Raw genomic sequence first — 11260 nt, forward strand, 5'->3', positions numbered from 1 at the left:
AAATTTCGCGTCTCTACACCGTCTGTATTTGTATCAAGATTTTCGTGAAATGGTATTACCCCTTCGTCCCTAATCCCCGATCCCCCCGATCCCCGATCCCCGATCCCCGATCCCCGATCCCCTCAATTCTTACCATAAGTAGAAACTCTACATCTGGCTGATCGAGGTAAAACCCATCCAACGATATACTAGGCATGGACATTGCAAAAAATCTTAAATTTTTGCCAAGTTTATGCAGTGTTTGTCGCTGGATAAATTTACAGTTATTCACAAGTGTAGATAGTTGTAAACGACCATGTATTGGTGACTTGAAGAGCAACAAAAAATGAATTCAGGAATTGATCTGCAAGGAACTTTTATTCAATCTCTCACAGAGTTGGGAGTACCAGGAGACTTAGCCAAAGCAATTTGGATGCCACTGCCAATGATTTTGATGATTATTGGTGCAACAGTGGGTGTTCTAACCTGTGTTTGGCTTGAGCGGAAGATTTCAGCAGCAGCACAGCAGCGGATTGGTCCTGAATACATTGGTCCTTTGGGTTTGCTGGCTCCTGTAGCGGATGGTCTGAAGCTCGTATTTAAAGAAGATGTAGTACCAGGCAAATCAGACCCCCTCTTATTTACCCTCGGTCCGATTATCGTTACAATCCCGGTTTTTCTGTCCTACCTCATCGTGCCATTTGGACAGAATATACTCATTACAGATATTAGCATCGGGGTTTTGTTGTGGATTGCCTTGTCTAGCGTTGCCCCAATTGGCTTGTTAATGGCAGGCTACGCATCCAACAATAAATACTCCCTATTGGGTGGACTGCGTGCAGCAGCACAATCAATTAGTTACGAAATTCCTTTGGCGCTGGCGGTACTGGCGATCGTCATGATGTCCAACAGCCTCAGCACCGTTGATATTGTCAACCAACAATCTGGTTACGGTATCTTGGGATGGAACATCTGGCGACAACCAGTCGGTTTCCTGATCTTTTGGATCGCAGCCTTAGCAGAATGTGAACGACTGCCTTTTGACCTACCAGAAGCAGAAGAAGAACTAGTGGCAGGTTATCAAACAGAGTATTCTGGCATGAAGTTTGCTCTGTTCTACCTAAGTTCTTACGTCAACCTCGTACTCTCAGCACTTCTAGTATCAGTATTATACCTCGGTGGTTGGGATTTTCCCATTCCTATTAACACACTAGCTAGTTGGTTTGGAGTTAGTGAAGTCAATCCGGTGTTGCAAGTAGTCACCGCCTCATTGGGTATCACTATGACTGTTCTTAAAGCCTACTTCCTAGTATTTTTGGCCATCCTATTACGTTGGACTGTACCCCGTGTTCGCATTGACCAACTACTAGACTTGGGATGGAAGTTTTTATTACCAGTCGGTTTAGTAAATTTACTACTAACCGCAGCTCTGAAACTAGCTTTTCCCGTCGCCTTCGGCGGATAGAACAATTTTAGATTTTAGATTTTAGATTTTGGATTGATACTGAAATCTAAAATCCAAAATCCAAAATCCAAAATGAGAGAGACACTAAAAATGCTAAAGTTCCTCAAACAAGTTGGTGATTACGCCAAGGAAGCAGTAGAAGCTGGGCGTTATATTGGTCAAGGACTTGCTGTTACCTTTGACCATATGCGGCGACGTCCGGTAACAGTACAGTATCCTTACGAAAAATTGGTTCCCAGTGAAAGGTTTCGCGGCCGGATTCACTTTGAGTTCGATAAGTGTATCGCCTGTGAAGTCTGTGTGCGGGTTTGTCCAATTAACTTACCTGTAGTGGATTGGGAGTTTGACAAAACCAGCAAAAAGAAAAAGCTCAACCACTATAGTATTGACTTTGGTGTTTGTATCTTTTGTGGTAACTGTGTGGAATATTGTCCAACAAACTGTCTGTCTATGACAGAAGAGTACGAACTTTCCACTTACGATCGCCACGAGTTGAACTACGATAACGTAGCGCTGGGTCGTCTCCCCTACAAAGTCACAAATGACCCAATGGTAACTCCCCTACGTGAATTAGTTTACCTGCCCAAGGGAGTTATGGACCCCCACGATTTACCAGCAGATGCACCTCGTGCAGGTTCTCACCCTCAAGAACTCATCCAGCAAGAAAAGTAAATATTTACTCATTTGTCCTTAGTCCTTAGTCCTTTGTATATACCATTGACAAATGACAAATGACAAATGACAAATGACACTTGACACTTGACCATTGACAAAGGACAAAAAAGTGAATCTAGCCCAAGGAGTACAGGTTGTTTCGTTTGGCGTATTGGCTGCAATGATGATTGGAGCAGCACTGGGTGTAGTGCTGTTTTCTAACGTTGTTCATTCTGCCTTTATGCTGGCTGGTGTTTTTGCCAGTATAGCTGGGTTGTACCTGCTGCTAAATGCTGATTTTGTAGCAGCAGCGCAATTGTTAATTTATGTTGGTGCGGTGAACGTACTAATTTTATTTGCCATTATGTTGGTGAATAAGCGGCAGAATTTTGTTCCTTTCCCCACTGCTTGGGTGCGTAAAGCCCTAACGGCTGTGGTGAGTTTAGGGCTATTTGCGCTGTTGAGTACGATGGTATTAGCGACACCCTGGTCGTATTCTACTGCTACTCCTGTAGGCAACCCCATAGTTGCTATTGGTCAGCATTTCTTTAGTGACTTTTTACTACCGTTTGAAGTCGCTTCTATCCTGTTATTGATGGCAATGGTAGGTGCAATTATTTTGGCACGTCGCGAATATTTGCCAGAACAAATCGTCTCATCTGATTTGCCACAAACAGTTTTGACATTGCCAGAACGCCCCAGAGAATTGGTGTCAGCTGGTAGCGACAAGGAACAGTGAACAGTTAACAGTGAACAGTTAACAGTTATCAGAAAAACCATGATTGATAACTGATAATTGTACAGACGCGAGGAACATCGCGTCTCTAACTGATAACTGAATAACTAACAACTCAAAAACATTAGTAGAAGTTACAAAGATTTATGCAACTCCAGTACTTTTTGTTACTAGCAGCAGCATTGTTTTGCATTGGCATTTATGGTTTGATTACCAGCCGCAACGCTGTGCGCGTATTAATGTCGATTGAATTGCTGCTGAATGCTGTTAACTTAAACTTAATGGCTTTTTCTAACTTCCTAGACCCAACAGGGATTAAGGGTCAGGTTTTTACTGTGTTTGTCATCACTGTAGCGGCAGCAGAAGCGGCGGTAGGTCTAGCGATCGTACTGGCAATCTATCGCAACCGTGATACTGTCGATATGGAGCAGTTTAATCTCCTCAAATGGTAATGCTGTGGACCTTAAAAAGGTAATTATTGCTTATAAAGCAAGAGACGCCCAAAGTAAGCGCTGGGCAGAAATTTGTGCAAAGCAACTAGAAAATCACCAATGTCAGGTATTAGTGGGACCAAGCGGGGCTAAGGATAATCCTTACCCAGTATTTTTGGCTTCGGCTGGACAACCAATTGACCTGGCATTGATACTTGGTGGTGATGGTACTGTATTAACCGGTGCCAGACATTTAGCCCCAGCTGGCGTACCCATTTTAGGAGTAAATGTGGGTGGTCACCTGGGGTTTTTAACTGAGTCAGTAGAAGAATTTCAGGATACGGAAAAAGTTTGGGAACGGCTGTTTGAAGATCGTTATGCTATCCAACGCCGAATGATGGTGCAAGCCGCAGTTTATGAAGGTCATGGTAGCAATTTAGAACCTGTAAGTGAACGCTACTTGGCTTTAAATGAAATGTGTGTCAAACCTGCGTCTGCCGATCGCATGATAACTTCTATTCTGGAGATGGAAATTGACGGCGAGGTGGTAGATCAGTATGTAGGAGATGGATTAATAGTTTCTACACCTACAGGTTCTACTGGTTATACCGTTTCTGCGGGTGGTCCAATTGTACATGATGGTATGGAAGCACTCACTGTCAGTCCCATTTGTCCGATGAGTCTTTCTAATCGTCCCTTCGTTTTACCCCCTGGTTCTGTTGTCAGTATTTGGCCATTGGGTGATTACGATTTGAGTACTAAACTATGGATGGATGGGGTGTTAGCGACTTCGATTTGGCCCGGACATCGCGTAGACGTACGAATGGCTGAGTGTCGAGCTAAGTTTATCATTTTACGGGAGAACAACTCCTATTACCAGACTCTACGAGAAAAGTTATTGTGGGCAGGAACAAGGGTTCGCTACAACACTACTAGCCATACTAATTAAACTTCTTGCATAAGTTGAGTCAAGCTGGAAAATAAAGGGTTAAAGGGGGTGATCTTTTCCATTTCTCTTTAACCCTTAAAATTTTCCCATTTCTAAATTTTCTTCAGGCTAGATAATGATGAAATAATCAGGATCAAAGTACGAAAGATGATACAAAATTACTTCATCATGATAGTTTAACTAACTAGTTTATTTTAAACAACTTATAGAAAAATTTGATTATGCGGCGTCTTGTACTTGCTCCCAAGTGGTTGCAGTTTTTTATTGTTGTGGTTGTAGTATTTGGTATATTTTTTCGTTTAGTTAATCTTGATGACAAAGTTTATTCGCCAGGTGAAACTAATACTTTATTAAGAATTTCTGGTTATACAAATAACGAAGTAAAAGAACAACTTTTTAATGGTCAGCTAATTACAAAACAAGCTTTTGCCAAATTTCAACGTCTCAATCCTAAGAAAACTTTTGGAGACACTATTAAATCATTGGCAATAGATAGCCCGTTAAATCCGCCATTTTATTTCCTATTAGCACGATTTTGGTCACAAATTTTTGGTGATTCAATTACAGCAATTAGAACTTTATCTGCTGTGATTAGTTTGTTTGTTTTTCCCTGCATTTACTGGTTATGTTGTGAATTATTTAAGGTGCCTTTATCATTACCCGGTATTGCGATCGCACTTCTGGCGATCTCTCCTATGCAAATTCTCTATGCCCAGGAAGCACAGGAATATATTCTTTGGGAAATCACTATATTATTATCTAGCGCTGCTTTGTTAAGAGCTTTGCGTTTAGAATCAATACAGCAAACAAATGAAAAACGTCTCTTGAATTGGGGATTTTATACATTTAGTTTATCATTAAGTTTATATACATCATCATTAAGTTTATTTTTAGTTTTTGCTTATATTTTTTATGTAATTGCAACCGCCAAATTCCGTGAACACAATACGGTTAAAACTTTTTTAGTATCTACCTTGATAGGAAGTTTAATCTTTATGCCTTGGATATTGGTTATATTTTATAACCAGTTTGGATTTAATGGATATTCTAACGCCATTAGTAAAAATTTATTTTTAGCTAATATAATTATATCTTGTTTAAAACAGACAACCCGTGTTTTTTTTGATTTAATTTTTCTTGATGATCATCCTTTATACTTAATAGCATTCACACCCTTAATTTTTTATTTAGTTGGATATGCAATTTATTGGCTTTGGCGTACCAATCACCAAAAAGTTTGGTTGTTTGTGATCAGCTTAATGACGATAGGTACAATACCTCTGTTAATTTCGGGTTTATATATATCTTTAATTCCATATTATTTAAGTATACAAATAACTGTTGCTTATTTACTAGCAACACAGCTATATAATGGCAGCGTGTCACGACAAAAATATTGGCAATTTATATTATTTACGTTAATCACAATTGCACTATTGTCTGATAATCTCTATTTCCAGAGTAATACTTCCTGGATTAAATTTATTAGCAACGATTATATAAATATAGCTAGTATTCTGAATCAAAACTCTCGTCCGATACTAATTATAAGCAATCAAAATAATAGTTATGAAAATATATTTTCTCTGAGTTATCTGATTGAACCAAAAGTTAGATTTTTATTATTTAAACAAAATAAAATTACGAAAATACCCAAAAATTTAAATAATGTATTTCTACTAAATAATTCTGATACATTTCGCCAATCAATTGAAAAAAAATATCGATTTAATACTAATATGATTTATCAAGGTCAATATTCTTCATTATGGAAAATATCTCAATGATTCAGGTAAATCTATTTTGAGTTCACACTTAAACTGAAATTTAAATTATGAACATAGAGGTTGAAATCTTTACGGTTAACAAGCGCTTTCCCTTGACTATCAGTCGTGGTACAACCGCACAAACGACCAATGTCTGGGTTAAGATTTCCGATGATGGTATGGAGGGTTGGGGAGAGGCTTCACCGTTTAGTGTAGGCACTTATCCCCAATCAACAGAGATTATTAAAGATACTTTGCAACAACTTGCTCCTACTTTGCAAGCATATAGCCCTTTACAAAAACAGCAAATTGAACAGATTTTCACAACAGCCAAAGTTCCTTCAGCAGCTAGAGCTGCGTTGGATATGGCGATGCACGACTGGTTGGGAAAGCGTGTCGGATTACCACTATGGCAAATATGGGGACTTGATAGAAATGCGATCGCACCAACTTCGGTAACTATTGGAATTAATTCACCAGCAGGCGCTAAAGCTAGGGTACGGGATTGGTTAGAATTTCTAGATGTTCGGGTTTTCAAGATCAAATTGGGTAGTCCAGAAGGGATTGACGCAGATCAAAAAATGTTCATGGCTATACGAGAAGAAGCACCAACCCAGGAATTATATGTTGATGCTAACGGTGGTTGGAATTTAGAAGATGCAACCTACATGTGTAGTTGGCTGGCAGATTGGGGTGTAAAGTATGTAGAACAGCCATTGGCAAAAGGTCAGGAGAAAAATTTGGCTGAACTCAAGATGCGATCGCCTTTACCTATTTTTGTTGATGAAAGTTGTTTCACCAGTACTGATATCCCGCAATTGGCTAAAATTGTCGATGGTATTAATATCAAACTGATGAAATCCGGGGGATTAACTGAGGCGATGCGGATGGTAAATACAGCCCGCGCCAATGGCTTACAAGTAATGTTCGGTTGCTATTCTGACAGTGCGCTTCTTAACACAGCAGCCGCACAACTAGCACCATTAGCTGACTATTTAGATTTAGATAGTCATCTGAATTTAATTGATGACCCTTTTACAGGGGCATTTGTACAAGCAGGAAAAATTATACCAAACGACTTACCAGGCTTGGGGGTACAACGCAGTGCGTCTGCCGCTTAATCAAAGAATAGCTATTTTATTACATGAGGGAATCAAGGGAACTCGTGGTAAAACAGGGTTATCACTTTTACGCTACAGTGAAGCCCCGATTGTAGTAGTGATTGATCGCGAATCTCCAGGAGAATCATTACCAGAGTTGACGGGTATTCGCCGTGAAGTACCAATAGTTGCATCAGTAGCCGCAGCACTTGAGTATAAACCGCAAGTCTTAGTCATAGGCATTGCACCTCTAGGCGGCGTTTTACCAGATAGTTACTGGCATGATGTCAAAGATGCTTTGGCTGCTGGAATGTCGCTGGTAAACGGTTTGCACGCCCCACTATCAACCATACCAGATTTAAAAGCACTCCTAAAGCCCGGACAAATGATTTGGGATGTGCGGAAAGAACCGCCAAACTTGGGTGTGGCTGGTGCTATTGCCCGTAATCTTCCCTGCCGGCGGGTGTTGACAGTGGGAACCGATATGGCAGTCGGCAAAATGTCAACTAGTCTCGAATTACACTGGGCATCAAAATTGCGAGGTTGGCGTTCTAAGTTTCTGCCTACAGGGCAAACTGGTTTGATGTTAGAAGGAGATGGTATACCATTAGATGCCATACGCGTAGACTTTGCTGCTGGGGCAGTCGAACAAATGGTCATGCGCCATGGTAAAAACTATGACATTTTGTATGTTGAAGGACAAGGTTCTCTACTGCATCCCAGTTCTACAGCCACATTACCCTTGATACGCGGTTCCCAACCAACCCAGATGATCCTAGTCCATCGCGCAGGACAAAAAGAAGTAGTCGATGGTGTACCAATTCCCCCTTTAACAGAGGTAGTCAAACTTTATGAAACAGTTGCTAGTGCAGGTGGTGCTTTTGCAAAAGTACCAGTTGCAGCCATTGCTTTAAATACTCGTCACTTAAACGAAGCCGAAGCAAAAACAGCGATCGCCCAAACAGAAACAGAAACCGGACTACCTTGTACAGATCCGATTCGTTTTAGTGCTGACAAGTTGTTAGATGCAGTCATGCAGGCTTGTTGAGGGGATTGGGGATTGGGGATTCTCCTCTGGAGAATCCCCAATCCCCGATCCCCGATCCCTTATTTAAAATTTCCGGGATTGAGACGAGTACCAGATTGAGTTTGGGTTTGGGTTCTAATTGCTACGCCTTTTTTGAGTTGGCTACCAGTACCACCGTCTTTTTGATCTAAGAAAGGTTTGAGGTTGACTGGTTCTTTAGATGTACGACGGCTGTTGTTGGTGTTATTATTGCCACCACCGAAAATAGTTCTAGCCTGGTTATATATTTGTTCGACTTGGCTACCACCACTACTACGGCTGCTGTAAGTATTGACAGCTATGGTTTGTTGCCCATTGTCAGCAGAAATCAGGTTTTGGAATACACTGTTGCGTACATTATAAGCATCGTATCCGGGGGGTACTGTCAATACAATTCGGCAAGCTGGGTTAGATTCACTAGTCACACAAAGAATATTGTATCCATTCTCTGTGGAGGTGCGGAGTTCTGTTAAGCCGTCTGGACGGTAACTTTCCAAACGTTCAGCGATGGTGGCGCAGCGTTTGTATTCATCCCAATCACCGCCCAATCTTTTGGGAGTTGCCCAAGCAAAGAATTGCCCTTGTTTACTTTCGGGTTGATACATCACTGTATACTGTCCGTTATAGTTTTGACAGCTAAACCGGGCATTTGTACTGTATGTGGTTGAAGTGCTGGTTGTGGTATTTGAAGAACTAGTTCTACTGGAAGTACCGTTCGCTGGTTGTGTTGGGACTACTACATCACCAACTTGTGCTGAGGCGATCGCATTACCGACAAATACAGTTAAACCTAAACCACTGGATAGAAGTAATTTAAAGACTCGTGAAGACATAAACATACATTTACACTGGTATTAAATTAGGGAGTTGTTAAATTCAATGACGAAAAAATTTTAGTTTTGATTCAGCGATCCTCTGTATTTTTTTCTTCCCTGTGTTTACGTTCTTTTGCTTCTTTGAGAATTTGTTTGGCTTTGGCTTGCATTTCGAGGTGTTGGGCTACACCTTCGTAAGCATAGCGATTGTAGTTATTGTTTGTGATCAATTTTTCTATGTATGCTACTCGCTCTTTGCTATTTGGGTGAGATGATAACCAACTAGGAGGAGAATCTTTTTGTTGTTCTTGGAGTGTGAGCATCAAGTTATACACACCATCAGCCGCGTAACCATTACTAACAATCAGACGTGTACCCAAAGTATCTGCTTGACGTTCCATGTCACGACTGTAGTTGAGTGCAAATAATTGACCGACAATACCACCAAAGGGAACATATTGAGTTAAGTTGCTAATTAAGTTACCTTGAGTAACTAGTTGGAAGCCGTGAGAAAGCAGAACGTGAGATAATTCATGACCAAGTAACCCAGCTAATTCGGCTTCGGAGTTAGTTTTGGCGATCGCACCAGCATGAACGAAAATTTTACCTCCAGGTAATGCAAAAGCATTTAGAGATTCTTCGGGAATCACAAAAAATTCGTACTTAAACTCATCACGTCCGCCGACTTTTGCTAATTTTTGCCCGACAGAATTGACATATGCTACAAGTTGTGGGTCTTTAACTAAAGGTAGTTGTTTTTTTGCTTGTTTTGCTACCGACTCACCCACGGACTTTTCACCCTGTAGCAATAATACGGTGGAGTTTAAAGCGGAAAATGGCCCGACAAGGCTACCAGTGAGGGCATATCCTAAAGCACCAGTGATAATATTGGTGATTGTGTTACCTCTGATCTCTGAGCGAATATGAGATTTATAACGTTTGAGATTTTCATCTGCTAGTTTCTTAAATTCAGCCGCTTGGGAGTCATTCGGATTGAGAATCGCAAATTGTCGTGCTGCTAAAGACGCTTCCATCCATTTTTTGTTACTTGCGAGGGTTGTGACTTTAGCTTTAATCAAATCTGGTTGATTTGGATAAAGTGTAGCAGCGCGTTCTAAAACCTCCAGCGCTTTTTTCTTCTCACCAGAATTTTGCAGTTGTTCTGCATATGTAATGTGACCAGGAATAAATTCGGGATTCTGCTTTACTAAAAGTTCTAGTGGTACAAAAATTCTCGTTGACAGCTTACTTGCAATCCCAGCTTGTACTTCTCGCCAATAGACTTTACCTCCTGGGGATAATTGGTTAACATCAGCGATCGCTGGTTTGATTTGTGGTGCGTTAGATATATCCGCAAATGGTTTTTTCACTTCACGATATATTTTCTGTGCAGCTGTGTAGTCTCCTGCTAAATACAGCTTGTCTGCTTCGATCAATTTTTGCCGACGGGCTATTTCTTCAGGACTGGGTGCTGGTTCTGCTACTGTTGAATCTGGCTTTTTGTCATTACTTGCTTCTGGTGTCGGTGCAGGTTTGGGAGTTTCAATCACAACATGAGGCTCTTTAGCAGAAGTTGGTGCCAGAGGTTGTGTCACGATAATAAAAATAGATGTCCCAACAGCTAGCATTACCCAAGTAACAGCCAAGAATAATGACTTCCAACGTCGTTTCATGATCAAATCTACCTATGCAAACAAAGTCTTTTTTTTAATGTATGAGGAGTTACCAAAAATCGCCCAGAGCGATCGCCTCAGAAAAATAGTTCTTTGGGAATTTTGAGTATCTGCTTGAGCAAAACCGTGACTTGGGTGGTTACAGATATCCCGTAGATGCTATTTCCTTATCCCAAAACGATTGGCAGCAGCACTTTCGTCCGGTTTGGGGCAAGCTGGTCAGTGCAAAGCGGCGTTACGATCCTGACAATTTGCTAACGCCCGGTCAAGGTATTTTTTAATACTTATAATCTCCGTCGTCGAGTGTTTGATACTCGTCATCGAGTGTTTGATACTCGTCATCGAGTGTTTGATACTCGTGGTCGAGTCTTTGATACTCGTCGTCGAGTCTTTGATACTCGTGGTCGAGTCTTTTATACTCGTCGTCGAGTGTTTGATACTCGTCGTCGAGTCTTTTATACTCGCCGTCGAGTGTTTGATACTCGTCGTTGAGTCTTTTACACTCGTCGTTGAGTCTTTGATACTCGTGGTCGAGTCTTTGATACTCGCCGTTGAGTCTTTTACACTCGTCGTTGAGTCTTTTACACTCGTCGTCGAGTCTTTGATACTCGCCGTCGAGTCTTTGA

12 protein-coding genes are annotated in these 11260 nt (G+C 41.0%); 9 read left to right on the forward strand and 3 right to left on the reverse strand.

Annotated features, from left to right (window positions below):
- Nucleotides 1-325 precede the first annotated feature (325 nt).
- The 8 genes from nuoH to B4U84_RS25505 all read left to right on the forward strand — a co-directional run bounded on the left by nuoH (nucleotide 326) and on the right by B4U84_RS25505 (nucleotide 8128).
- Nucleotides 326-1444 (forward strand): NADH-quinone oxidoreductase subunit NuoH, encoded by a 1119-nt coding sequence (gene nuoH, locus B4U84_RS25470; RefSeq protein WP_017311992.1) that lies wholly within the window; start codon nucleotides 326-328, stop codon nucleotides 1442-1444.
- A 90-nt stretch (nucleotides 1445-1534) separates the two neighbouring features.
- On the forward strand, nucleotides 1535-2116 hold the full coding sequence (ndhI, locus tag B4U84_RS25475) for an NAD(P)H-quinone oxidoreductase subunit I (protein WP_017311991.1): 582 nt from the start codon (nucleotides 1535-1537) through the stop codon (nucleotides 2114-2116).
- 112 nt (nucleotides 2117-2228) lie between these two features.
- Nucleotides 2229-2837, forward strand: coding sequence for an NADH-quinone oxidoreductase subunit J (locus B4U84_RS25480; RefSeq protein WP_017311990.1), 609 nt, complete (start codon nucleotides 2229-2231; stop codon nucleotides 2835-2837).
- Between the two features lie 143 nt (nucleotides 2838-2980).
- Nucleotides 2981-3286 (forward strand): NADH-quinone oxidoreductase subunit NuoK, encoded by a 306-nt coding sequence (gene nuoK / locus B4U84_RS25485; RefSeq protein WP_016860688.1) that lies wholly within the window; start codon nucleotides 2981-2983, stop codon nucleotides 3284-3286.
- A 4-nt stretch (nucleotides 3287-3290) separates the two neighbouring features.
- Nucleotides 3291-4214 (forward strand): NAD(+) kinase, encoded by a 924-nt coding sequence (locus tag B4U84_RS25490; RefSeq protein WP_017311989.1) that lies wholly within the window; start codon nucleotides 3291-3293, stop codon nucleotides 4212-4214.
- 221 nt (nucleotides 4215-4435) lie between these two features.
- Nucleotides 4436-6001: a glycosyltransferase family 39 protein gene (locus tag B4U84_RS25495; protein WP_131120951.1), complete on the forward strand. Its 1566-nt coding sequence runs from the start codon at nucleotides 4436-4438 to the stop codon at nucleotides 5999-6001.
- 47 nt (nucleotides 6002-6048) lie between these two features.
- A complete protein-coding gene (locus tag B4U84_RS25500; RefSeq protein WP_131120952.1) occupies nucleotides 6049-7101 on the forward strand; it encodes a dipeptide epimerase in 1053 nt (350 codons plus the stop codon).
- Complete coding sequence (locus B4U84_RS25505; RefSeq protein ID WP_017311986.1) at nucleotides 7085-8128, forward strand: N-acetyltransferase DgcN family protein; 1044 nt, start codon at nucleotides 7085-7087, stop codon at nucleotides 8126-8128. The genes B4U84_RS25500 and B4U84_RS25505 overlap by 17 nt, the downstream gene beginning before the upstream one ends.
- A 59-nt stretch (nucleotides 8129-8187) precedes the next feature.
- On the opposite strand, the gene B4U84_RS25510 is transcribed toward B4U84_RS25505, so the two are convergent.
- Entirely contained in the window at nucleotides 8188-8979 is a 792-nt protein-coding gene (locus tag B4U84_RS25510) for a COP23 domain-containing protein (protein ID WP_131121061.1), read from the reverse strand.
- Nucleotides 8980-9050: 71 nt separating this feature from the next.
- Nucleotides 9051-10634 carry a M48 family metallopeptidase gene (locus tag B4U84_RS25515; RefSeq protein WP_131120953.1) on the reverse strand — a complete coding sequence of 528 codons (1584 nt, stop codon included), beginning with the start codon at nucleotides 10632-10634 and terminating at the stop codon, nucleotides 9051-9053.
- A gap of 131 nt (nucleotides 10635-10765) precedes the next feature.
- Between B4U84_RS25515 and B4U84_RS25520 the strand changes: the two genes are divergently transcribed.
- A complete protein-coding gene (locus B4U84_RS25520) occupies nucleotides 10766-10915 on the forward strand; it encodes a hypothetical protein (protein ID WP_242677694.1) in 150 nt (49 codons plus the stop codon).
- On the opposite strand, the gene B4U84_RS31280 is transcribed toward B4U84_RS25520, so the two are convergent.
- The coding region (locus tag B4U84_RS31280; RefSeq protein WP_131121062.1) for a hypothetical protein at nucleotides 10912-11260 on the reverse strand (349 nt) is incomplete at its 5' end. The genes B4U84_RS25520 and B4U84_RS31280 overlap by 4 nt on opposite strands.

It is taken from the genome of Westiellopsis prolifica IICB1, from assembly GCF_004323185.1.
In the GTDB taxonomy this organism is placed as follows: Bacteria; Cyanobacteriota; Cyanobacteriia; order Cyanobacteriales; family Nostocaceae; genus Pelatocladus; species Pelatocladus prolificus_A.

Coding starts and splice junctions, on each gene's coding strand:
- nuoH (WP_017311992.1), top strand. CDS start 326: ATGAATTCAGGAATTGATCTGCAAGGAACTTTTATTCAATCTCTCACA.
- ndhI (WP_017311991.1), top strand. CDS start 1,535: ATGCTAAAGTTCCTCAAACAAGTTGGTGATTACGCCAAGGAAGCAGTA.
- nuoK (WP_016860688.1), top strand. CDS start 2,981: ATGCAACTCCAGTACTTTTTGTTACTAGCAGCAGCATTGTTTTGCATT.
- B4U84_RS25495 (WP_131120951.1), top strand. CDS start 4,436: ATGCGGCGTCTTGTACTTGCTCCCAAGTGGTTGCAGTTTTTTATTGTT.
- B4U84_RS25500 (WP_131120952.1), top strand. CDS start 6,049: ATGAACATAGAGGTTGAAATCTTTACGGTTAACAAGCGCTTTCCCTTG.
- B4U84_RS25510 (WP_131121061.1), bottom strand. CDS start 8,979: ATGTCTTCACGAGTCTTTAAATTACTTCTATCCAGTGGTTTAGGTTTA.
- B4U84_RS25515 (WP_131120953.1), bottom strand. CDS start 10,634: ATGAAACGACGTTGGAAGTCATTATTCTTGGCTGTTACTTGGGTAATG.